Here is a 21,742-nt window from a genome sequence, read left to right as displayed (position 1 = left end):
ATTGCTGCATTGCGGCCCTGCCGCCCGTGCGCGTCGGTTCGTGGACGCTCAGCCCCCGGCAGGGCCGAACACCCGGGCGAAGACGTGATCGACCGATCTCAGATGCGCCGTGCTGTCCATCGCCGCGTCCAGCACGGCCGGATCGACCCGCCCCGACACGTCCGGATCCTCGGCCAGATTGTCGCGGAACGGTCGACCCTCCGCCGTGCCCAGCTTCGTCCAGGTCGCCATCGCATTGCGCTGCACGATCCGGTAGGCGTCCTCGCGCGAGATCCCCGAGCGCGCGAGTGCCAGCAGCACCTCGCCGCTATGCACCACCCCGCCGAGGCTCTCGAGATTGGCCGCCATCCGCTCCGGATAGACCACCAGCTTCTCCATCATCCCGGCCGCACGGACCAGCGCGAAGTCGAGTGCGAGTGTCGCATCCGGGCCGATCACCCGCTCGACCGAGGAATGCGAGATGTCGCGCTCGTGCCACAGCGCGACGTTCTCCAATGCGGGCACCACCGCCGCGCGCACCAGCCGGGCCAGCCCGGTGAGGTTCTCGCTGAGCACCGGGTTGCGCTTGTGCGGCATCGCCGAGCTGCCCTTCTGCCCGGGATGGAAGAACTCCTCCGCCTCGCGCACCTCGCTGCGCTGGAGATGCCGCACCTCGGTCGCCAGCCGCTCCACCGAACTCGCGATCACGCCCAGGGTCGCGAAGAACGCCGCATGGCGATCGCGCGGGATCACCTGGGTGGAGACCGGCTCGGCGGCGAGACCCAGTTTCGCCGCCACATACTCCTCGATGCGCGGATCGACATGCGCATAGGTGCCGACCGCGCCGCTGATCGCGCAGGTGGCGATCTCGGCGCGCGCCGCCACCAGCCGGGCGCGGTTGCGCTCGAACTCGACATAGTGCCCGGCGAGCTTGAGGCCGAAACTGGTCGGCTCGGCATGGATGCCGTGGCTGCGGCCGATGGTCAGCGTGTGCTTGTGCTCGATCGCGCGCGTCCTGAGCGCCGCCAGCAGCCGGTCGAGATCGGCCAGCAGCAGATCCGTGGCCTGGGTGAGCTGCACCGACAGGCAGGTGTCGAGCACGTCGGAGCTGGTCATGCCGAGATGCACGAAGCGGCTGTCGGGGCCGACCTTCTCCGCCAGCCAGGTCAGGAACGCGATCACGTCGTGCCGGGTCTCGGCCTCGATCTCGTCGATGCGTGCGAGATCGGCATCGGTGAACGCCGCCATCGCGGCATCGCCGTTGACGCGGATGGTAGCGGCGGCCCCGCGCGGCACGTCGCCATATTCTGCCATCGCTTCCGCCGCCAGCGCCTCGATCTCGAACCAGATGCGGTAGCGGTTCGCGGGCGCCCAGATGGCAGCCATCTCGGGACGGGTGTAGCGCGGGACCATCGGTGCTCCTGTCAGTCGGGGGTGCCGCCCCCGAACCCCCGCCAGGAGGCTCGCCTCCTGGACCTCTCGATTTTGCGGTGAAATAGTCTGTTTCGGGTCGTGCGCCAATCGTACAGAGAGACGCAACATGCCTCTGACCGCAGGTGCAGGAGGCCGCGCCTCCTGCCGGGGTGCAGGGGCAGCGCCCCTGCGATGCTACTCGCCGACCGCAGCCCCACCCGGCCGACGATCATCCGCACTCCCCCACAGCGCCACCTTTGGCGTCGGCCGCCCGCCGAGATGCTTCGCCCCCACCAGCACGCCGGCACCCACACCCCAGGGGGCGTGCGGCTTGAAGGTGTAGCCCATCGCCTCGAGCTGCTTCTGCACCGCAGGCGTGAGCGCGCCGGGCTCGATCTCGACCGGTTCGGGCATCCATTGCTGATGGATTCGCGGCTCGTCGATGGCGGTGCGGATGTCCATGCCGTAATCGATCACGTTCATGATCACCTCCAGCGTGATGGTCGGGATGCGCGACCCGCCGGGGCTGCCGATCGACATCACCACGTGACCGTCCTTCGACAGGATCGTCGGCGACATCGACGAGACGGGCGTCTTGCCGGGCGCAATGGCATTCGCCTCGCCCTGCACCAGGCCGAACATGTTGGGCGTGCCGGGACGGGCGGTGAAATCGTCCATCTCATCGTTCATCACAATGCCGGTCGAGCCCGCCACCACGCCGGCGCCGAACCAGTTGTTGAGCGTGTAGGTCATCGCCACCGCGTTGCCGTGGCCGTCGATGATCGAGAAATGGGTGGTGTTGTGCCCCTCGCCGCCGCCGCCGAGATCGACCTTGATCTCGGAGGATTTCATTGCCCGGTCGGCGGGAATCGCCGCGCGTGCGGCGGCGATGTGCTCGGGCGAGAGGATGCGGTCGATCGGGTCGTGGACGAAATCCGGATCGCCGAGTGCGACACGATCGGCATAGGTGCGCCGCATCGCCTCGACCATCAGATGCACCGACGCGGCACTGTGAAAGCCGAGCGCGTGCATGTCGTAGCCCTGCAGGATCGACAGGATCTCGCACACCGCGATCCCGCCCGCGCTCGGCGGTGGCGCGGTGTCGATGTGGTAGCCGCGATACGAGCAGCTCAGCGGCGGCAGTTCGCGAACCTTGTAGTGATCGAGATCGCCCTGGGTGATGATCCCGCCGCCGCGCCTGCTGGCGGCGACCAGTTCGGCGCCGACCGGGCCATGATAGAAGGCGGCCGGCCCGTCCTTCGAGATCGCTTCCAGCGTACGGGCGAGATCAGCCTGCACCAGATTCGTGCCCGTCTCCGGCACCTCGCCGTCATCGAGGAAGATCGCCGCGGCATCGTGGTCGGTCTTGAGGTTGTCGGCCACCGCCGCGATCAGCGACACGTCGCCCTCGCCCAGCACATAGCCCTTCGCCGCCAGCCGGATCGCCGGCGCCATCAGCACCTGGCGCGACAGCGTGCCGAATTTCGTGCGCGCGACCTCCATGCCGGCCACCGTGCCGGGCACCGCGACGGCGAGCCAGCCATCAACCGACTTGCCGGGGATCACCTGGCCATTGGCGTCCTGATACATGGTCCGCGTCGCGGCGAGCGGCGCCTTCTCGCGGAAATCGAGGAAATCGGTCCGGCCGTCGGCCATGCGCACGGTCATGAAGCCGCCGCCGCCGAGATTGCCGGCCGCCGGATAGACCACGGCCAGCGCATAGGCCACCGCCACTGCGGCATCAACCGCGTTGCCCCCGCGCGCGAGGACGTCGGCACCAACCTGCGAGGCGAGGTGCTGGGCGGTGGCGACCATGCCGTGCCCGGCGCCGACCGGCGGCGGAATATCGAGCGGAAGCGTATTTTCCTGCGCCGCGGCGAGAGGGTCGCCGGACGGTGCGGGAGCGGCGAAAACCGGATGGGCCAAGGCGAGGGCCGCGGCGGCTGCAAGCCACCGCCAGCGGCGGCCAATCCATTCGGTCACATGCGGTCTCCTCGGGACAGCCGGTCCAACGACAATTGCCGGACCGTCGGCATGATGAGTGAGCCGCATCGGGGCGACAAGGGCCCGGTTCGCTCCTACCTTGCGCGAGATCGCTGCTCGTCTGTCTCATCACACATGACGTAGTCCGCCGTTTCGTCGCAATCCATTGACCGCCGTCACCGTAATTACACAAAGAAGCCGGAATCGCCGGCTCCAATCGGCCGGACACAGATCCGGCGTCCACTGGGAGACGCCATCGAATGGCTATCGTTGTCGAGGATGCAGATATCCGCGTCCTGCGCGCCGCCTTGGAAACAGCGCTGCACTGCTACCGTCGCTACAGGAATCCCGTCCTGAGAGTTTCTGACCAGGATATTGCCGGGAGGGAATGGACCTACGAAGTGGACTGTCTCGAAGCACTGCTGCTTCGCCTGCCGCCGACGTCTGCTGCGATCGGCACGAACGAACTGGAGCACCAGCGACGACAGCCCTGAAGACCATCACCGGTCAGATCTGACGTCGTTGCGGCCGATCAGGCCGCGACGGGGTTCGCCGGCTGGATACCGAAGGCCTCGCCGAACTGGTCGACCACGTACTGCGCGATCGGCATCGACGAGGTCGCCGCCGGAGACGGTGCGTTGCAGACATGCAGGCTGGCCCGGGATCGGCGCACCAGGAAATCATGCAGCAGCGTTCCGTCACGGCCCACCGCCTGGGCGCGCACGCCGGCGGGATAGGGGGTGAGGTTTTCGAGCCTGAGCGAGGGGCAGTATTTGCGGCAGGCCTGGAGATAGCCACGTCGCCAGATCGAGTTCCGCATCTCGCCCAGACCCGAGCGGGCATTGGCGCGCAGCGTGCGCCAGAAGCCGCCGAACCGGGCCAGCTCACCCAGATCGCGCAGATTGACATCGCGCCAGCGATAGCCCTCGCGCGCCAGCGCCAGCACGGCGTTCGGCCCGACGGTAATGTAGCCGCCGACCATGCGGGTGAGATGCACGCCCAGGAATGGCAGGTCGGGATCGGGAACCGGATAGATCAGGTGCCGGACGATGTCGCGACAGCGCTCCGGCAGTCGGTAGTACTCGCCCCGGAACGGCACGACGCGGAAATCGAGGTCGAGATCGCACATCCCGGCCAGCCGGTCGGCCATCAGACCGGCGCAGACGATGGCGTATCCCGCGGCGATGCGGCCGCGATCGGTGGTCACCGATACCCCCGACATGGTTTCGCTCATCGCGATCACCTCCTCGCCGAGACGGATGGTCACGCCCCGGCCGGTGGCGATGTCTGCCATCGCGCGGGTGATCGCCGGGTAGTCGACGATGCCGCTGGAGGCAACCCGGATCGCTTCCAGGCCGCTGATGTTGGGCTCGAGCTCGCGCAGCCGTGCGGCGTCGATCGGCTCGGGATCGAGACCGTTGGCCTCGCAGCGTGCCTTGAGCGCCTGCAGGCGCTCGACCTCCAGCTCGGTGGTCGCCACGATCAGCTTGCCGCAGCGCTCATGGGCGATGCCGTGCTCGGCGGCGAACTCGTAGATCGCCTGCGAGCCGCGCCGGCAGAACTCCGCCTTGAGGCTGCCGGGGGCGTAGTAGACCCCGGCGTGGATGACGCCGCTGTTGTGGCCGGTCTGATGGGCGGCGAGGCTCGCCTCCTTCTCCACCAGGGTCACGCTGATGCCCGGCCAGCGCCGGGTCAGCTCCAGGGCGGTGGCGACGCCGATGATGCCGCCACCGACGACGACGACATCGCTCGTCGCCTCGGGTTGCCCGCTCAGCATGAGATCATGCCGCGCTGGCGCATCAGCTCGCGATGCAGGCCGGCATTCTTCTGGAACGGTGCGCGGCCATGCAGCCAGAACAGGTTGTTGAGCACCACCAGGTCGCCGACCGGCAGTCCCACCTCGGTGGTGGCCGGCGAGGCCTCCATCGACGCCGACAACCGGCGCAGATAGTCGGCTTCCTCGCCGTTGCGGGGCTGCACGAACTGGTCGATGAAGCTGAGTGCGAGGCCGAAGCGACTCTGGAAGAACACCGGACGCTCGATCGACTGGGCGACGTTCTTCGAACCCGGCGCCTTGTGGAGCATCGGCCGCGTCGCCAGCGGATCGTGCAGGAAGATGTCACGCTCGGACCAGTCGTCGATATGCAGGAAGCGCGACTCGCCGCCGACCGCGTTGGCCTCGGCGAACTTCATCATCAGCAGCCAGTCGGTCGCCTCGTCGACGAAGGTGCCGTCGGTGTGCAGCGTGAACAGCCGATAGGCCTGACGCAGGTAGGAATCGCTGGCATCGGTGTCGCGAACCTCGAAGCGGGCGTAATAGGTGCCCGACATCGCATCGTGGTTGCAGGGACCGATCAGATGGCCGATGGCGGTGCCGAGCTTCACGTAATCCTGCGGGTTCGACGTCACCGACTGCACGCCGAGGGTGAAGCCGCCGGTGTTGCGGTCGGTGACGATGGCGCGCACCGTGTCCGCGAGGTCCTCGCCTACCGCCTCGGCGAGCTTGCGGGCGACATGAAAGCGCATGAACGGCACATACTCGAGGTTCTGCACCTCGATATCGGCGACCTCGTCGAAGAAGCGGCGCAGCGCGGCGGTCTCGAAGGCGAGATGACGCAGCCGCGCGTGCCGGGGGTGCGGGGCGATCCTCACCTTGCCCGAGGCGGTCGAGAGCGGGATGGAACGGTCGATGACGGTGGGGGTCTGGGCGCCCATGGCGTCCTCCTGCTGCGGGTTGACATCGATGATATGCGCCCGTCGCCCATCGCCGGCCCAATAGCGGTTCGCGATGTTTTAATCGCGCAGACAGATCAGAGATCGTAGGCTGCCCCGGTGATCGATTACCGTCAGCTGCGCTGCTTTCTGACCACCGCGGAGGAACTGCATTTCGCCGGTGCGGCGGACCGGCTGCATCTCGCACAGTCCGCACTCAGCCTGCACATCCGTCATCTCGAGGAACGGCTCGGCGCGCGGCTGTTTCACCGCAGCAAGCGCTCTGCGGTGACATTGACCGAGGCCGGACGGCTGTTCCTGCCCGAGGCGGTCGCGGCCCTGCGCCAGATCGAGCGTGCCGAGCAGGTCGGGCGCGCCGCCGGACGTGGCGAGAGCGGCCGCGTGACGCTCGGCTATGTCGGCTCGGCGGTCACCTCGGGGCTGCTCGCCGAGCTGTTGCGACGCTTCCGCCACCACCACCCGGCGGTGCGCATGGAGGTGATCGCGCTCGACACGCCGACGCAGATCGAGGCTCTCGGCGAGGGCCGCATCGACATCGCGCTGATCCGCCCGCGACCGCAATACGGCGCCGGCAATACAGGTTTCGTGATCCAGCGCGAGCCGATCAGGATCGCCCTGGCCGTGGATCATCCGCTCGCCGCCACGCCCCGCCTGCGCGCCGCCGATCTTGCGCAGGAAGTGTTCCTGATCCCGCATTTCCACGAGACGGCCGGGTTTTCCGACAAGCTGCACGCGCTGGCCGAGATCGGCCGCTTCGAGGTCAGGCCGACCGACCAGGTGGGCGATTTCCTGGCCGCGATCAGCCTGGCCGCCGCCGGCTACGGCGTCGTGCTCGGACCGCGTTCGCTGTCCTCGCTGCGGGTGGACAACATCGTCTTCCGGGAGATCGAGGATTTCGACGCCGAGATCGAGCTTGCCCTCGCCCATCGCAGCCGCGGCATGTCGCCATGCGTCGCACAGTTCGTCGACTCGGCGAGGACGTTCCTGGCCGCGTCGGCTCAGCCGTAGGGCGGCTTGTGCAGCCCCGCCGGCGAGAGGGTGAAGATCTCGCAGCCGGTCTCGGTCACGCCGATCATGTGCTCGAACTGCGCCGAGAGCGAGCGGTCGCGGGTCACCGCGGTCCAGCCGTCGTCGAGCACCTTCACCTCCGGCTTGCCGGCATTGATCATCGGCTCGACGGTGAAGAACATACCGGGCTTGAGGGTCAGGCCCTCGCCGGGGCGGCCGAAATGCACCACGTTGGGCGCGGCGTGGAAGGTGCGGCCGATGCCATGGCCGCAGAAATCGCGCACCACCGAGAAGCGCTTGGGTTCGACATAACTCTGGATGGCATGGCCGATATCGCCCAGCGTCGCCCCCGGGCGGATCACCGCGAGACCACGCATCAGCGACTCGTAGGTCACGTCGATCAGCATTTCCGCCCGGCGCGAGATCGGACCGACCGTGTACATGCGGGAGGTGTCGCCATACCAGCCATCGAGGATGCAGGTGACGTCGATGTTGAGGATGTCGCCGTCGACCAGCCTGCGGTCGCCGGGAATGCCATGACAGACGACATGGTTGAGCGAGATGCAGGAGGATTTCGGGTAGCCGCGATAGCCCAGCGTTGCCGAGATCGCGCCATTGGCGACCATGAAGGCGTCGATGATGTCGTCGAGTTCGCCGGTGGTGACTCCGGCGACGACATGCGGCGTGATCATGTCGAGCGTTCGCGCGGCGAGCTCGCCGGCGGCGCGCATCGGCGCGAAATCGGACGGATCGTGCAGGAGGATACGCCGGCTCTCGCCACCACCATCCATCACGCGCGCCCCCTGGCCAGAATGTCGCTCTGAATATCGGTCATGCGAGCGTCATATCATGAGGCGACGGGGTCAGGCCAAGCATCGACGCGACCGGCCCGCAGGCGCGTCGATGCTCAGGCGCGATGACGGGGGGATTTGGCGTGTTTAGCGTGGCTGGTGGCATGCGCGGCGGCCGGCTTGGCCACCACCAGATGCACGCTTGCCCCGCGCAACTTCGAGCCACGGCGATTGGCGCCATGGGCCGAGGCGAGGGCGACGCCGGCAGCCGGCGAATGGCTCTTGCGGCCGGCATGCCGCGCGGCATAGCTCGAACGGTGATGCGAAGCGGCGGCGGCGGCCAGCAACTCGTCGGAATCGTCGGGCGTATCGATGCGCGGCGCCGCATCGACCGGCACGCCTTCCTGGCGGAAACCGTCATCGAGCAGCGAGGCCATCACGTTGCTGCGCTGCGTGTTGCTCCAGGCGCCGAGCACGACGCCGACCAGGCGCACATTGCCGCGCACCGCCGAGGTGACGAGATTGCGGCCGGCTTCCAGGGTGTACCCCGTCTTGAGCCCGTCGGCGCCCGGGTAGATGCGCAGCATCGGATCGTGGTTCATCACCATGCGGCCGCGGAACACGAAGGACGGCACCGAGAACCAGTGGTACTGGTCGGGGAAGTCGATCAGCAGGTGTCGGGTCAGCAGGGCGAGGTCGCGCGCGGTGGTAACCTGTTCCGGGTCGGGCAGGCCGGAGGCGTTGCGGAAGGTGGTGGCATTCATGCCGAGCGCATGCGCCTGCCGGGTCATCAGATCGGCGAAGGCATCCTCGTCGCCCCCGCCAAGCAGCTCGCCCAGCGCACAGGCGGCATCATTGGCGGATTTTGTCACCAGCCCGAGCACGGCCTGCTGCACGGTGAAATAGGAGCCGGGCACCAGTCCGAGCTTGGAGGGCTCCATCGAGGCGGCATGGATGGAGACCGGCACGGCGGTGTCGAGGCTGATCTGCCCGGCCTTGAGCGCCTTGAAGGTCAGATACAGCGTCATCAGCTTGGTCAGGCTGGCCGGATAGCGCTGCAGGTCGGGATTGTCCTGGCTCAGCACGTTGCCGGTGGAGGCATCAAGGGTGATGGTGCTGAGCATGTGATGATACTGGGCGTGTGCGGCGACCGGCGCGAGCGGCAGGCAAGCCGCGAGCAGCGCGGACAGCGCGCCGAGACGGCCGAGCCTGCGACGCCTGCCGCCGGCGATCGGCGCGCACGCGCCCGCAACACCCGCACCGCACCCGTCCGTCATCGCCATTCCTTCACTGTCAACTTCCGGTCGCCGCGATCCCACCGCAATCGGCCGCGACCCGCTGATGTGACTACCCTGTCACAATGCGGAAAACCATAACCTCCGTCTACCAAAAAAAGGTTAACCATGAGGATGTTGGAGGATGTTTTGTATCTTTAATGAGCCGAACGGGCGATAACTCCGCATACTGCCGGTTGCACGGCGGTTCCCGGACCGTCACGCCACCGGCGGCGAACCCTCTGCCCGCGAACACCTTTCATCGGACCATGGACATCACATATGATGGGGCGATGCCTCAGATCGACACAGTGATGACACCGGCGCGGACGGGGCCTGCGGCCACGGACAGGCTGGCGCGTGCCGCGATCGGCCCGCGCAAGCCCGACAGCACCACCCCCGACCAGGACGCCGACAAGGGTCCGAACACCGCGGTCGTGGTCAAGGCGCGGCCGCGCACGCGCAAGCCGGCGATGTTCAAGGTGCTGATGCTCAACGACGACTATACGCCGATGGAGTTCGTCGTTCACGTGCTGGAGCGGTTCTTCCAGAAGACCCGCGACGAGGCCACGCGCATCATGCTCAATGTCCACAAGCGTGGCGTTGGGGTGTGTGGCGTGTACACCTACGAGGTCGCCGAGACCAAGGTGACGCAGGTGATGGACCTCGCCCGGCAGAACCAGCATCCGCTGCAATGCACGATCGAGAAGGACTGAAACTGTCCCGATCGACGCTGCCGCCTGACCGTTCCTTCCGCCGCCCGTCGTCGCCACGGCGTTTCATTACGCAGATGGTGATTTTCAAGTCCTTGCGGCAGCGGACCTGCGGCGCGATCTCCTCAGATGCCCGGCAAATCTCCCGCCAAAGGAGAATCTGCTTTGCCAAACCGGCGCAACCGCCGGAAGATGATACCCGCGCGGGTGGCCCGAACCGATCCGGACCCTCCGCAGCCGCATAGAAAGGAGCGTCGGACCATGTTGTCTCGCACCCTCGAACAGACGCTCCACCGCGCCCTGTCGCTGGCGGGCGAACGGCGCCACGAATATGCCACCCTCGAACACCTGCTGCTCGGGCTCGTCGACGACAACGACGCGGTGACGGTGCTGCGCGCCTGCGGCGTCGATATCGACAAGCTGCGCACCGATCTGACCGAGTTCCTCGACAAGGACCTCGCCGGCCTCGCCACCGACCGCAGCGCCGAGCCCAAACCCACCGCCGGGTTCCAGCGCGTGGTCCAGCGTGCGGCGATCCACGTGCAGTCCTCCGGCCGCGACGAGGTCACCGGGGCCAACGTGCTGGTCGCGCTGTTCTCCGAGCGCGAGAGCCATGCGGTGTATTTCCTCCAGCTCCAGGACATGACCCGGCTGGATGCGGTCAATTTCATCAGCCACGGCATCGCCAAGGCGCCGGGCCGCGTCGCCCCGCGCTCGGAACGTGGGGAGAGCGCCGAAGGCGGCGAGCGCGAGGACAGCGGCAGCGGTTCACGCTCGGCCAAGAAGGCCGAAGCGCTGGCGACGTACTGCGTCAATCTCAACAAGAAGGCTCAGGCGGGTCGGATCGATCCGCTGATCGGCCGTGACCAGGAAATCGACCGCACGGTGCAGATCCTGTGCCGCCGGACCAAGAACAATCCGCTCTATGTGGGCGATCCGGGCGTGGGCAAGACGGCCATCGCCGAGGGGCTGGCCAAGCGCATCGTCGATGGCGAGGTGCCGGAGGTGCTGGCCAACGCGACGATCTACGCGCTCGACATGGGCGCGCTGCTCGCCGGCACGCGCTATCGGGGCGATTTCGAGGAGCGGCTCAAGGCGGTGGTCACCGATCTCGAGAACAATCCCGGCGGGGTGCTGTTCATCGACGAGATCCATACCGTGATCGGCGCGGGCGCGACCTCGGGCGGCGCGATGGATGCCTCCAACCTGCTCAAGCCAGCGCTCGCCGCCGGCACGCTGCGCTGCATCGGCTCGACCACTTACAAGGAATTCCGCACCTATTTCGAGAAGGACCGCGCCTTGGTGCGGCGCTTCCAGAAGATCGACGTGCCCGAGCCCTCGGTCGAGGACGCGGTGAAGATCCTGCGCGGACTGAAGGCGAACTACGAGAAGCACCACAAGGTCCGCTACACCGACGAGGCGATCCGGGCCGCGGTCGAGATGTCGGCCAAGTACATCCACGACCGCAAGCTGCCGGACAAGGCGATCGACGTGATCGACGAGGTCGGTGCGAGCCGGATGCTGCTGCCCGAGGCCAAGCGCCGCAAGACCGTCACGCTGCGCGACGTCGAGGAGGTGGTGGCCAAGATCGCCCGCATCCCGCCCAAGAGCGTGTCGGCCGACGACAAAGAGGTGCTGCGTTCGCTGGAGCGCGACCTCAAGTCGATGGTGTTCGGACAGGAAAAGGCGATCGAGACGCTGGCCGCGGCGATGAAGCTCTCGCGCGCCGGCCTGCGCGACCCGGAGAAGCCGATCGGCAACTACCTTTTCTCCGGCCCGACCGGGGTGGGCAAGACCGAGGTCGCGCGCCAGCTCGCCTCCACGCTGGGCATCGAGCTGATCCGCTTCGACATGTCGGAATACATGGAGCGGCACTCGATCTCGCGGCTGATCGGCGCCCCGCCGGGCTATGTCGGCTTCGACCAGGGCGGCATGCTGACCGACGCGATCGACCAGCACCCGCATTGCGTGCTGCTGCTCGACGAGATCGAGAAGGCACATCTGGATCTCTACAACATCCTGCTGCAGGTGATGGACCACGGCAAGCTGACCGACCACAACGGCAAGACGGTCGATTTCCGCAACGTGATCCTGATCATGACCACCAACGCAGGGGCGGCGGATCTGGCGCGCGAGGCGATCGGCTTCGGCCGCGAGGTGCGCGTCGGCGAGGACGAGGAGGCGATCAAGCGCCTGTTCACCCCCGAGTTCCGCAACCGTCTCGATGCGATCATCCCGTTTGCGGGGCTGACGCCGGAGATCGTCGGCCGTGTAGTGGAGAAGTTCGTCCTGCAGCTCGAGGCCCAGCTCGCCGACCGCAACGTCACCATCGAGCTGTCCTCGGCGGCGAAGGAATGGCTGGCCGAGCGCGGCTACGAGCGACTGTATGGGGCGCGGCCGCTGGCCCGCGTCATCCAGGAGCACATCAAGAAGCCACTGGCCGAGGAACTGCTGTTCGGCAAGCTGACCAAGGGCGGCTCGGTGAAGGTGTCGCTCAAGGACGGCGCACTCGATTTCGAGTTCCTGCCGCCGGCGGGCTCGAGCAGCGACCCCGACGAGGGCAGCAGCGAGCGCGAGGCTGAAACCGCCAACTGATCCGGAACGAGGCGTTCCGAAGCATCGGGCCTGCCGGGACATCCCCGGCAGGCCCTTTTCATTGTGCCACACTGCGTTACCGACCGTCGCAGAGGCACCACCATTGCCGCCCCAATTGCCCGGCGATGCTGCGCCGATAAACAGTGCAGGACGCCATGCGATGACCCCCCGCCACCTCCGGCTGCCGGCGGCCGCCTCCATCCTGGCCGGCATGATCCTGTCGGGCTGCGTCTACGAGCCGCCGCCGCACCGTGTCATCGTGGCCGAGCGCCCGGCCCCCCCGCCGGTGATCGTCGAACCGCCCCCGCCTCCACCGCCTGCGCTGCATCCCTACTGGGTCTGGCGCCCGGGCCGCTGGGTGTGGGAGGGCCGCTGGGTCTGGCATCGAGGCCACTACGCCGAACGGCTGGGCTGACCCGGCAGGCGATTGCTTACGGCGGGGCGATCTGCTTCAAGCCCCGCCCATGCAGACGATCGGGATCGATTTCGGCACCACCAACACCGTGGTGGCCGTTGTGCAGCCGGATGGCAGCGTGCGCAGCACGCGCTTCGGCACCGACGACGGGTTCCGCTCCGTGCTGTGCTTCTGGAGCGAGCAGGGACGTGCCGGCGAGGCGCTGCATCACGCCGCAGGGCCCGCCGGTGTCGGCGCCTATCTCGACGATCCGCTCGACAGCCGGCTGATCCTGTCGATGAAGTCCTACCTCGCACAGCGCAGCTTCACCGAGACGCGCATCTTCGGCCGGCGCTTCACCCTCCAGACGTTGATCGCCACCTTCCTGCGTGCCATGGCGCAGGCCGCCGGCTTCTCGCCCGGCGAGGTGCACGCGACGATCGGCCGGCCGGTCCGCTTCGCGGGCGAACTGGCGGACGACGCGTTCGGGGTCGAACGGCTGCGCAAGGCTTTCGCCGAGGCAGGGTTCGCGGAGGTGTCGGTGGTGCTGGAGCCGGAAGGCGCGGGCTGGCGGTTCTCGCGCCGGCTGACCCGGCCCACCACGGTGCTGGTCGGCGATTTCGGCGGCGGCACAAGCGATTTCTCGGTGCTGCGCTTCACGCCCGGCGAGACCGTGCGTCCGCTCGGCCATGCCGGCGTCGGGCTGGCGGGCGATGCGTTCGACCAGCGCATCATCGAGCGGGTGATCTGCCCGCATCTCGGCCGCGACGACATCTATCGGCCGATGGGCAACGACCTGCCGATGCCGGCCGAGTACTACTCAGCCTTCGCGCGCTGGCACCGGCTGTCGATGATGCGCAACCCGAAGACCCTGCGCGAGATCGCCGAGACGGCGCGTCATGCCAGCCGGCCGGACCGCCTCGAGGCGCTCGCCGAACTGATCGAGGACGAGCAGGGGTTCGCGATGTACCAAGCCGTGTCGGCGGCGAAGACGGCGCTGTCGCAACGGGACTCCGCCACCCTGCGCTTCAGCCACGGCCGGCTCGACATCGCCGAACCGATCCAGCGCAGCGATTTCGAGGCCTGGATCGCGCCCGATCTGGCGCGGATGTCGGCTGCTGTCGATGCAGCGCTGGCCGATGCCGGACTCGAGGCCGGGCAGGTCGACCAAGTGTTTCTGACCGGCGGCACCTCGTTCGTGCCTGCGGTGCAGCGGCTGTTTACAGACCGCTTCGGCGCCGGGCGGGTGACCGGCGGTGGCGAATTGGTCAGTGTTGCCGAGGGACTCGCCCTGATCGGAGCCGGCTGACCGGCCCCGACCGGTGACGCGTCAGGCGGGTTCGTGGATCAGCTTGTGGTTGAGGAACTCCTCGATGCCGAGCTCCGACAATTCGCGCCCGTAGCCGGAATTGCGCACCCCGCCGAACGGAACGTCGGGCGCGGTGCCGGTGATGCCGTTCAGATAGACCATGCCGGTCTCGATCCGCTCGGCGATGGCGCGGCCGCGGGCCAGATCGGCGGTGTGCACCGAACCGCCGAGCCCGTAGGGCGAGTCGTTGGCCAGTGCCACCGCCTCGTCATCACTGTCGACCGGGGTGACGATGGCGACCGGGCCGAAGATCTCCTGATAATAGACCGGATTGTCCTTCGCGAGATCGGTCAGGATGCCGGCCTGCATGAAGAACCCGTCGCGGTCGAGACGCTCGGCGCCGATCCGCCGGGTCGCACCATGCGAGACCGCCTCCTCGACCTGCGACAGCGCGCGCTTCATCGCGTCCTCGCTGCTCATCGGGCCATGGGTGACACCCTGCTCGAGCGGATCGCCATAGGTGAAGCCGGCAATCGCGGTGGCGAGGCGCTCGGTGAATTCCTCATACAGCGAGGAATGCACGATCATCCGCTTCGACGCGGTGCAGACCTGGCCGTTGTTCGACATCCGCCCGGCCACCGCCAGCTTCACCGTGGTGTCGAGATCGGCATCGTCGAGCACGATGAACGGGTCGGAGCCGCCGAGTTCGAGCGTGGTCTTCTTCAGCGCCTTGCCCGCCTGCGCGGCGACCGTGCCGCCGGCGCGTTCGCTGCCGGTGAGTGCGACACCCCGGATCTCGGGCCGACCGATCAGTTGCTCGGACTGGTCGTTGGTGATGAACAGGTTGGTGTAGATGCCTTCCGGCGCACCGGCCTTGATGAACAGCTCGGCGAACGCCTCCGCGCATTGCGGCACGCCCGGCGCGTGCTTGACCATCACCACATTGCCGGCCATCAGGTTCGGCCCCGCCACCCGGGCGAGCTGGTAATAGGGGAAGTTCCACGGCTCGATGCAGTAGATGATGCCGAGCGGCTGACGCAGGATCGTCGCCTTGCCGGTGGAGGCCTCATACTGGCGCGGAGCGAGGAAGCGCTCGGCGTTCTTCGCATAGTAGGACAGGATGTCGGCGGCGAGCGCGGTTTCGCCGACCGCCTCCTTCAGCACCTTGCCCATCTCGATGCTGATCAGCCGCGCATAGCGCTCGCGCCCGTCACGCAGCAGGCCGGCAGCCCGCTCGACGACGGCGGCGCGGTCGGCGATCGTCCGGCGGCGCCAGTCCTGTGACCAGACGGCCTGGGCGGTGTCCACCTTCTCTGCCAGCGTGGCGTCGCTGAAGGTCTCGAAGCTCTTCTCGATCTTGCCGGTGGCGGGATTGAGGGTCCGGTAGGCGCTCATCGCGTCTCTGTCTCCGATCGTGTGGTCAACCTCCGCGCTAACGACACCGCCCGCCGCATGGTCGCAGCACGAATGCCTCCCTCACACAGGCGTGAGACTAATCCTCGTGCTGAAGCGCCTCCCGCGCCTTGGCCAGGGTCTGCGCATCGTGCCCGCTTTCCGGCGGCTGTGGATCGAGACTCTCGAGAAGATCGATCAGCGCCTCGACGACGACGATCCGTGCATACCATTTGCGATCGGCGGGCACCACGAACCAGGGCGCGCGCTTGTGGGCCGTCGCTGCGATCGCCGCCTCGTAGGCGTGCTGATACTGGTCCCAGTAGTCACGCTCCTTCACGTCGGAGGGCGAGAACTTCCACAGCTTTTCCTCGTCGTCGAGCCGGGCCAACAGCCGCTTTCGCTGCTCCTCCTTCGAGACGTGCAGGAAGAACTTGATGACATGGATGTTCTGATGCGTGAGATAGCGCTCGAAATGGGCGATGTCCTTCAGTCGCCGGTCCCAGAACTTCTCGCTGGCCGGACGCCCGTCGAGGGTCGGGCCATGGGGCAATCCCTGGTCGGCGATGATTTCCGGATGGACCCGACTGACCAGCACGTCCTCGTAATGCGATCGGTTGAAGATGCCGATGCGGCCATTCGCCGGCAGGGCCATGTGGATGCGCCACAGGAAGTCATGCGCCAGCTCGACCGGCCCGGGCTGCTTGAAGGAGGTCACCGACACGCCGGCCGGATTGACCCCCGACATCACATGCTTGATGGTCCCGTCCTTGCCGGCCGCATCCATCGCCTGGAACACCACCAGCAGGGCAAACCGCCCGTCCGCATACAACCGCTCCTGCAACGCGGCCAGATGCGCGACCCCGCGGGCAAGCTGCTCGGCGCCTTCGTCCTTGTCGAAATCGGACAGGATGCCCTTGTCGGCCGGGTCGCGATCGGCAAGCCGGAAATCTGCGCCGTCAATGATACGGTAGCGGTCGACCAGCGCTCGCCTGGCCTTGGGGGACAGGCTCACGTGCGGTGCACGGCAAGTGCCGCCGAGGCCTGACACACCGGCATCATCTCGATGCGGTTGATGTTGACGCGGCCAGGCTGCGACACCGCCCAGAGCACGGCCTCGGCGATATCGGCCGGGGTCAGCGGATCGGTGCCCTCATAGACCGCCTTCGCCTTCGCCTCGTCTCCGAAGCGCACCTGGGAGAACTCGCTGCCGCCCGACAGGCCGGGCTCGATATCCGTCACCCGCAGCTTCGTGCCGATCAGATCGGCGCGCAGGTTGAGGCTGAACTGGCGCACGAATGCCTTGGTCGCGCCGTAGACGTTGCCGCCCGGATAGGGGTAGGTGCCGGCGATCGAGCCGAGATTGACCACATGACCGCGATTGCGGGCCACCATCCCGGGCAGGATCGCACGGGTGAGGTGGATCAGCCCGGTGACGTTGGTCGCCACCATCAGATCCCAGTCGGCCAGATCGACCTCGTGGGCCGGGCCGAGCCCACGTGCCAGCCCGGCATTGTTGACCAACACGTCGATCTCCCGCCAGCCCTCGGGCAGGCTGTCCGGCAGTGCGGCGACAGCCCCGGCGTCCGACACGTCCAGCACCAGCGGCAGCACTGCCTCGCCCAGCCGCCCGGCGAGCGCATGCAGGCGGTCCTCCCGCCGGCCGGCGGCAATGACCCGATGCCCCGCCGCGATCGCCGCTTCCGTGATCGCCTCACCAAATCCGGCCGTCGCGCCGGTGACCAGGAACAGCGCCATCAGACGATCTCGAGCTCCACCTTGATGTTGTTGCGCGTCGCCTTCGAATACGGGCAGACCTCATGCGCCTTGTGCACGATCCGCTCGGCCTCGGAGGCTTCCAGACCTTCGATATGCGCCTTGAGCACCACGGCGAGGCGGAAATCGTTGTTCTCGGTCAGCAGCGTGACATCGGCGGTGATCGACACCTGCTCGGGACGGAGTTTCTCGGCTCCGGCGACCGCGATCACCGCCGAGCCGAAACAGGCCGAGTAGCCCGAGGCGAACAGCTCCTCCGGATTGGTCGCGCCCGGTTTGCCCGGCGATCCGTCGGGCTTCGGCATCGCCAGATCGAGATCGACGACCCCGGTCTCGCTCTTCACATGGCCGTTGCGGCCGGCAAGCGTGGTGGCGGAAGCTGTGAACGACATCGGCATGTCCCCTGTAGATCGGAAGCGAAAACGTCTCAGCCCCGGCGCGGTTCGGCCTCCAGCCGGGCGAGGATCGCAGCATGGTCGGCGATCAGCGCGCCATCCGGCCCGAACAGGCGCAGCCGGCGCCAGGCCGGCACCGGCATCATCGCTGCCGCCCGGCGCAATGCCGCCTCCGGGGTGCCGAAATGCTCGCGCCGGTCGCTCGGCGCCGGCGGCCGCGCCGCCCCGCGCGGCGGGATCGACGGGACCGGGCTGTCGACGAAGGCGAGTGTATAGACCATGCGCCACAGCACAGCCTCCGCCGGTCACGCTGACAAGAGCCTGCTTGCATCCCTGCCGGATTTCGCCGCTAACTCAGCCCCGATGACCGACCAGACCTGTCAGCACCCCGGCCTCACGCCGCACCATGCGCGTCCGGCGCCCGCAGAGGAGCCGATGGCGGATCTGTCGGGCCGGCTGCTGGTGGCGATGCCGGCGCTGACCACCCCGCCCTTCGCCCACAGCGTGATCTATCTGTGCGCCCATTCGCCTCAGGACGGGGCGATGGGGCTGGTGATCAACCGGCGCCTGTCGCAGCCGGATTTCGTCGGGTTGATGGAGCAACTCGGCGTCGAGCCTGTCCCGCCGCAGCGCCAGATCGGTCTGTGCGCCGGCGGCCCGGTGGCCAGCGAGCGGGGATTCGTGCTGCACAGCGCCGACTGGAGCGGCGATGGGAGCCTCGCCGTCGACGAGGCGACCACGCTGACCGCCAGCCTCGATGTCCTGCGCGCCATCGCCGCCGGCGAGGGGCCCCGCCGTGCCATGCTGGCCCTCGGTCACGCCGCCTGGTCGCCGGGCCAGCTCGAAGACGAGATCGCCGCCAATGTCTGGCTGTCGGTGCCGGCCGAGGAGGCGATCCTGTTCGACCGCGATTTCGACACCAAATGGCGCCGCGCCCTGCACCGTGTCGGTGTCGATCCGGGGCAGCTCGTCTCCGGCATCGGCCACGCCTGAGGCCGACGGGTCGACGTCACCAGAGGAAGGCGGGCACCGTGGCGATCGGGGTGACGGAAGCGGCACGGGCCGCCGCGGCGGCCGCTTCGGGGCTGGCAGCTTCCTCGGCGTGGATGCCGCCCAGCACCCACAGCCCGTCGAGACCGGCATTGCGGGCGCCCGACATGTCCGTGCGCAGTGAATCTCCCACCGCCAGCACCCGGGCGGGCGCAACGCCGAGTATGTCCAGAACGGTCGCATAGACCGCCGGATCTGGCTTGCCGACCATCCGCATCACCCCGCCCTGGCCCGCGTAGTGCTCGGCCAGCAGCCCCGCGCAGACCAGGCGCTGTCCGTCGCGGACGATTTCCAGATCGGGATTGGCACACAGCATCGGCAGCCCGGCCGCACGTGCCGCGTCGAGGGCCGGCAGATAGGGCTCGATGTCGTGCGCACCGGAGAGATCGTCGGGGCCGGTGTTGAGCAGGAAATCCGCCGTCCCGATGGGCGCCTCGATGTAGTCGAGGCCCTCGAACACGTTGCGGTCGCGCTCCGGCCCCAGATGGAACAGCCGCCGCCCCGCCCCGAAGGGTGGCGCCTCGGCGAGAAGGCGATAGGTCGCCTCGCCGCTGGTCAGCACGCCGTCATAGAGCGAATCGTCGAAGCCCATCGCGCGCAGCCCGTCGATCGCCCGCGCCGCCCGGCGCGGCGCGTTCGACAGCAGCACGACGCGCTTCCGCGCGTCACGCAGGCGGGAGAGCGTGTCGATCGCGCCGGGATAGGGGCGCACGCCGTCATGCAGCACCCCCCACAGGTCGAGGATGAAGCCATCATAGCCATCCACGACCTCGCGCAGCCCGGCCAGCCTCCGCATCACCGGGCTCACCAGATGCGCACGCGGTCCTGCGGCGCGAGATAGAGCTTGTCGCCGGGCTTGACGTCGAAGGCACTGTACCAGGCATCGGTGTTGTGCATCGGGCCGTTGACGCGTGCATAGGGCGGCGAATGCGGGTCGGTGACCAGCAGCTGCTTCGCCGTGTCGTCGCGCAGCTTCTCGCGCCAGACCTGCGCCCAGCCGAGGAACACCCGCTGGTCGCCGGTGAAGCCACCCACCACGGGTGCCGGCTTGCCGCCGAGCGAGGCGTGATAGGCATCGAGTGCAAGTGTCAGCCCGCCGAGATCGGCGATGTTCTCGCCCATGGTCAGCCCGCCATTGATGTGCATGCCGGGGAACGGCGTCGTCATCGCCTCGAACTGCGCGCCGAGCTTCGCCGCCAGTGCCTCGAAGCGCTTGCCGTCTTCCTTGGTCCACCAGTCGCGGAGCTGGCCACGGGCGTCGAACTTGCGGCCCTCGTCGTCGAAGCCATGCGTCATCTCATGGCCGATCACACCGCCGATCGCGCCGTAGTTGATCGCCGGATCGGCCTTGGGATCGAAGAACGGTGCCTGCAGGATCGCGGCCGGGAACACCACCTCGTTGAACAGCGGCTCGTTGTAGGCATTCACCGTCTGCGGGGTCATGTCCCACACATCGCGATCAACCGGCTTGCCGAGATGGCCGAGCCAGTACTGCCACTCGAAGGCGCCGGCACGCTCGGCATTGCCGTAGAGATCGTCGGCCTTGATCTCGAGCCCGGCATAGTCGCGCCAGTGCTTCGGATAGCCGACCTGGATGGTGAAGCTGTCGAGCTTCCTGATCGCCGCTTCACGGGTCGGCGCCGACATCCACGTGTTGTGTTCGAGACGTTTGCGGAATGCAGCCTTGAGGTTCTGGGTCAACACTTCCATCTGCGCCTTCGACGAGGCCGGGAAGTAGGTCTCGACATAGAGCTTGCCGACCGCCTCGCCGAGTGCCCCGTTGACCGAGGCCACGGCGCGCTTCCAGCGCGGCTGCTGCTGTTGCTGGCCGGACAGGGTCTTGCCGCGGAACTCGAAGCGCAGCGTGTCGAGCTTGTCGTCGAGCACGCTGGCGGCGGCATCGGCGATACGGAACGCCGCCCAGTCGCGCAGGGTCTGCGCGTCGGTCTTGCCGACCAGGGCGGCGACCGAGACGATCGCGCTCTTCTCGGCGAGCACGATTGGCGCCGTCTTCGGCAGCCCGGCGGCGGCGAAATAGGCCGACCAGTCGAAGCCCGGCGCGATCTTCACCAACTCGGCGAAGCTGACCGGGTTGTAGGTCTTGTCGGGGTCGCGGCGATCCTTGCGGTCCCAGTTGGCGGCGGCGAGCTTGTCCTCGAAGGCGAGGATGCGATCGGCGCTCGCGGCCGCGTCGGGCCAGTCGGTGGCCTTGAGGATCGCCTCCACATAGGCGCGATAGGCCGTCTTCTTCGCGGCGAAGTTCGCCCCCGTGTAGAAGCTCTTGTCGGGCAGGCCGAGGCCCGGCTGCGAAATGCCGATCGCATAGCGCTCGGGGTGCTTGGCATCGGGATCGATGCTGAGGCCGAACAGGCTGCTGCCGAAATGCGTCATCCCGTCGCCGAACAGGGCGGCGATCTGTGCCGGTGTCGTGGCCGCCTTCACCCGGGCGAAGTCGGGCGCCAGCGGCGCGATGCCACGCGCATCGACAGCTTTCTCATCCATGAACGCGGCATAGAAGACCGCCGCACGCTTCATGTCGGGGCTGAGCTTCGCATTATCCGCACCCGGCTTGGCTGCTGCCTCCAGCAGTCCATGCACCTGGCGCTGCGACAGGTCGGCGAGGATCGGAAACGCGCCCCAGGCGGTCCGGTCGGCCGGGATCACCATCTCGCGCACGGCGGTGCCGTCGGCGAAATCGAAGAAGCTGTTGCCCGGCACAACCGAGCGGTCCATGCCGGCGGCATCGAAGCCCCATTCGCCGTAATGCGGCGCGGCCGGAATGGTGGAACCGTCATCGACGGCGGCCGGCGACGCGGGTGCGGCCTTGACCGGAGCAGGAGGCTTGTCCTGCGCAAGAGCAGGCACGACACAGGAGGCGAGGAGCAGCGCGGCGAGGCCGGCGCGACGGGTCGGTATCATGTCGTTATCGAGACACCA

The 21,742-nt window shown here is 67.7% G+C and carries 20 protein-coding genes; 7 read left to right on the top strand and 13 right to left on the bottom strand.

Annotation, left to right across the window (positions count from 1 at the left end):
- Positions 1-48: 48 nt before the first annotated feature.
- Together purB and ggt are read right to left on the bottom strand one after the other, a co-directional pair.
- Positions 49-1,392 (bottom strand): adenylosuccinate lyase, encoded by a 1,344-nt coding sequence (gene purB / locus FHR90_RS05150; RefSeq protein ID WP_176622923.1) that lies wholly within the window; start codon positions 1,390-1,392, stop codon positions 49-51.
- A 195-nt stretch (positions 1,393-1,587) separates the two neighbouring features.
- Positions 1,588-3,375: a gamma-glutamyltransferase gene (gene ggt / locus FHR90_RS05145; RefSeq protein ID WP_266152860.1), complete on the bottom strand. Its 1,788-nt coding sequence runs from the start codon at positions 3,373-3,375 to the stop codon at positions 1,588-1,590.
- A 260-nt stretch (positions 3,376-3,635) separates the two neighbouring features.
- On the opposite strand from ggt, the gene FHR90_RS05140 reads away from it, so the two are divergent.
- Positions 3,636-3,869: a hypothetical protein gene (locus FHR90_RS05140; protein ID WP_176622927.1), complete on the top strand. Its 234-nt coding sequence runs from the start codon at positions 3,636-3,638 to the stop codon at positions 3,867-3,869.
- A 38-nt stretch (positions 3,870-3,907) separates the two neighbouring features.
- Here FHR90_RS05140 and lhgO read toward each other — a convergent pair whose 3' ends face one another.
- The gene (lhgO, locus tag FHR90_RS05135; RefSeq protein WP_176622929.1) at positions 3,908-5,152 is read right to left on the bottom strand and encodes an L-2-hydroxyglutarate oxidase; all 1,245 of its coding nucleotides are present in this window, start codon (positions 5,150-5,152) and stop codon (positions 3,908-3,910) included.
- Entirely contained in the window at positions 5,146-6,090 is a 945-nt protein-coding gene (gene glaH / locus FHR90_RS05130) for a glutarate dioxygenase GlaH (RefSeq protein ID WP_176622931.1), read from the bottom strand. Before glaH ends, lhgO begins: the two co-directional genes overlap by 7 nt.
- 117 nt (positions 6,091-6,207) lie before the next feature.
- Here glaH and FHR90_RS05125 point away from each other — a divergent pair, with 117 nt between their 5' ends.
- Positions 6,208-7,116 (top strand): LysR family transcriptional regulator, encoded by a 909-nt coding sequence (locus tag FHR90_RS05125; RefSeq protein ID WP_176622933.1) that lies wholly within the window; start codon positions 6,208-6,210, stop codon positions 7,114-7,116.
- Here FHR90_RS05125 and map read toward each other — a convergent pair.
- Positions 7,107-7,907 carry a type I methionyl aminopeptidase gene (gene map / locus FHR90_RS05120; RefSeq protein ID WP_176622935.1) on the bottom strand — a complete coding sequence of 267 codons (801 nt, stop codon included), beginning with the start codon at positions 7,905-7,907 and terminating at the stop codon, positions 7,107-7,109. The genes FHR90_RS05125 and map overlap by 10 nt on opposite strands.
- A gap of 116 nt (positions 7,908-8,023) precedes the next feature.
- Positions 8,024-9,184, bottom strand: a complete 1,161-nt coding sequence (locus FHR90_RS05115) for a D-alanyl-D-alanine carboxypeptidase family protein (RefSeq protein ID WP_183274875.1) — start codon at positions 9,182-9,184, stop codon at positions 8,024-8,026.
- Positions 9,185-9,495: 311 nt separating this feature from the next.
- Between FHR90_RS05115 and clpS the strand changes: the two genes are divergently transcribed.
- From clpS to FHR90_RS05095, 4 genes are all read left to right on the top strand, one after another.
- Entirely contained in the window at positions 9,496-9,897 is a 402-nt protein-coding gene (clpS, locus tag FHR90_RS05110; RefSeq protein WP_218061993.1) for an ATP-dependent Clp protease adapter ClpS, read from the top strand.
- Positions 9,898-10,155: 258 nt separating this feature from the next.
- Positions 10,156-12,489: an ATP-dependent Clp protease ATP-binding subunit ClpA gene (clpA, locus tag FHR90_RS05105; RefSeq protein WP_176623092.1), complete on the top strand. Its 2,334-nt coding sequence runs from the start codon at positions 10,156-10,158 to the stop codon at positions 12,487-12,489.
- 160 nt (positions 12,490-12,649) lie between these two features.
- Positions 12,650-12,904 carry a hypothetical protein gene (locus tag FHR90_RS05100; protein ID WP_176623090.1) on the top strand — a complete coding sequence of 85 codons (255 nt, stop codon included), beginning with the start codon at positions 12,650-12,652 and terminating at the stop codon, positions 12,902-12,904.
- Between the two features lie 49 nt (positions 12,905-12,953).
- Entirely contained in the window at positions 12,954-14,192 is a 1,239-nt protein-coding gene (locus tag FHR90_RS05095; protein WP_176623088.1) for an Hsp70 family protein, read from the top strand.
- A gap of 21 nt (positions 14,193-14,213) precedes the next feature.
- Here FHR90_RS05095 and FHR90_RS05090 read toward each other — a convergent pair whose 3' ends face one another.
- The 5 genes from FHR90_RS05090 to FHR90_RS05070 all read right to left on the bottom strand — a co-directional run bounded on the left by FHR90_RS05090 (position 14,214) and on the right by FHR90_RS05070 (position 18,036).
- The gene (locus FHR90_RS05090; protein ID WP_176623086.1) at positions 14,214-15,587 is read right to left on the bottom strand and encodes an NAD-dependent succinate-semialdehyde dehydrogenase; all 1,374 of its coding nucleotides are present in this window, start codon (positions 15,585-15,587) and stop codon (positions 14,214-14,216) included.
- Positions 15,588-15,684: 97 nt separating this feature from the next.
- Positions 15,685-16,599 carry a PPK2 family polyphosphate kinase gene (locus tag FHR90_RS05085; RefSeq protein WP_266152915.1) on the bottom strand — a complete coding sequence of 305 codons (915 nt, stop codon included), beginning with the start codon at positions 16,597-16,599 and terminating at the stop codon, positions 15,685-15,687.
- Entirely contained in the window at positions 16,596-17,342 is a 747-nt protein-coding gene (locus tag FHR90_RS05080; protein WP_176623084.1) for an SDR family NAD(P)-dependent oxidoreductase, read from the bottom strand. The genes FHR90_RS05085 and FHR90_RS05080 overlap by 4 nt, the downstream gene beginning before the upstream one ends.
- Complete coding sequence (locus FHR90_RS05075) at positions 17,342-17,752, bottom strand: organic hydroperoxide resistance protein (protein WP_246330037.1); 411 nt, start codon at positions 17,750-17,752, stop codon at positions 17,342-17,344. The genes FHR90_RS05080 and FHR90_RS05075 overlap by 1 nt, the downstream gene beginning before the upstream one ends.
- A gap of 35 nt (positions 17,753-17,787) precedes the next feature.
- Positions 17,788-18,036, bottom strand: coding sequence for a hypothetical protein (locus FHR90_RS05070; protein WP_183274874.1), 249 nt, complete (start codon positions 18,034-18,036; stop codon positions 17,788-17,790).
- 154 nt (positions 18,037-18,190) lie between these two features.
- Between FHR90_RS05070 and FHR90_RS05065 the strand changes: the two genes are divergently transcribed.
- The gene (locus FHR90_RS05065) at positions 18,191-18,748 is read left to right on the top strand and encodes a YqgE/AlgH family protein (protein WP_176625083.1); all 558 of its coding nucleotides are present in this window, start codon (positions 18,191-18,193) and stop codon (positions 18,746-18,748) included.
- Positions 18,749-18,764: 16 nt separating this feature from the next.
- Here FHR90_RS05065 and FHR90_RS05060 read toward each other — a convergent pair whose 3' ends face one another.
- Both FHR90_RS05060 and FHR90_RS05055 read right to left on the bottom strand, forming a co-directional pair.
- Positions 18,765-19,601 carry a TIGR01459 family HAD-type hydrolase gene (locus FHR90_RS05060; protein WP_176625085.1) on the bottom strand — a complete coding sequence of 279 codons (837 nt, stop codon included), beginning with the start codon at positions 19,599-19,601 and terminating at the stop codon, positions 18,765-18,767.
- Positions 19,602-19,609: 8 nt separating this feature from the next.
- Positions 19,610-21,724, bottom strand: coding sequence for a M13 family metallopeptidase (locus FHR90_RS05055; RefSeq protein WP_176625081.1), 2,115 nt, complete (start codon positions 21,722-21,724; stop codon positions 19,610-19,612).
- Between the last annotated feature and the right edge of the window lie 18 nt (positions 21,725-21,742).

Source organism: Endobacter medicaginis (assembly GCF_014192375.1).
Lineage (GTDB): Bacteria > Pseudomonadota > Alphaproteobacteria > Acetobacterales > Acetobacteraceae > Endobacter > Endobacter medicaginis.
This window is presented reverse-complemented; position numbering and strand designations above follow the sequence as displayed.

What these genes read in the sequence shown, in the direction of transcription:
- purB (WP_176622923.1), bottom strand. Translation starts at nt 1,392, where the DNA reads ATGGTCCCGCGCTACACCCGTCCCGAGATGGCTGCCATCTGGGCGCCC.
- FHR90_RS05140 (WP_176622927.1), top strand. Translation starts at nt 3,636, where the DNA reads ATGGCTATCGTTGTCGAGGATGCAGATATCCGCGTCCTGCGCGCCGCC.
- lhgO (WP_176622929.1), bottom strand. Translation starts at nt 5,152, where the DNA reads ATGCTGAGCGGGCAACCCGAGGCGACGAGCGATGTCGTCGTCGTCGGT.
- glaH (WP_176622931.1), bottom strand. Translation starts at nt 6,090, where the DNA reads ATGGGCGCCCAGACCCCCACCGTCATCGACCGTTCCATCCCGCTCTCG.
- map (WP_176622935.1), bottom strand. Translation starts at nt 7,907, where the DNA reads ATGGATGGTGGTGGCGAGAGCCGGCGTATCCTCCTGCACGATCCGTCC.
- FHR90_RS05115 (WP_183274875.1), bottom strand. Translation starts at nt 9,184, where the DNA reads ATGACGGACGGGTGCGGTGCGGGTGTTGCGGGCGCGTGCGCGCCGATC.
- clpS (WP_218061993.1), top strand. Translation starts at nt 9,496, where the DNA reads ATGACACCGGCGCGGACGGGGCCTGCGGCCACGGACAGGCTGGCGCGT.
- clpA (WP_176623092.1), top strand. Translation starts at nt 10,156, where the DNA reads ATGTTGTCTCGCACCCTCGAACAGACGCTCCACCGCGCCCTGTCGCTG.
- FHR90_RS05100 (WP_176623090.1), top strand. Translation starts at nt 12,650, where the DNA reads ATGACCCCCCGCCACCTCCGGCTGCCGGCGGCCGCCTCCATCCTGGCC.
- FHR90_RS05095 (WP_176623088.1), top strand. Translation starts at nt 12,954, where the DNA reads ATGCAGACGATCGGGATCGATTTCGGCACCACCAACACCGTGGTGGCC.
- FHR90_RS05090 (WP_176623086.1), bottom strand. Translation starts at nt 15,587, where the DNA reads ATGAGCGCCTACCGGACCCTCAATCCCGCCACCGGCAAGATCGAGAAG.
- FHR90_RS05080 (WP_176623084.1), bottom strand. Translation starts at nt 17,342, where the DNA reads ATGGCGCTGTTCCTGGTCACCGGCGCGACGGCCGGATTTGGTGAGGCG.
- FHR90_RS05075 (WP_246330037.1), bottom strand. Translation starts at nt 17,752, where the DNA reads ATGTCGTTCACAGCTTCCGCCACCACGCTTGCCGGCCGCAACGGCCAT.
- FHR90_RS05070 (WP_183274874.1), bottom strand. Translation starts at nt 18,036, where the DNA reads ATGGTCTATACACTCGCCTTCGTCGACAGCCCGGTCCCGTCGATCCCG.
- FHR90_RS05065 (WP_176625083.1), top strand. Translation starts at nt 18,191, where the DNA reads ATGGCGGATCTGTCGGGCCGGCTGCTGGTGGCGATGCCGGCGCTGACC.
- FHR90_RS05060 (WP_176625085.1), bottom strand. Translation starts at nt 19,601, where the DNA reads ATGCGGAGGCTGGCCGGGCTGCGCGAGGTCGTGGATGGCTATGATGGC.
- FHR90_RS05055 (WP_176625081.1), bottom strand. Translation starts at nt 21,724, where the DNA reads ATGATACCGACCCGTCGCGCCGGCCTCGCCGCGCTGCTCCTCGCCTCC.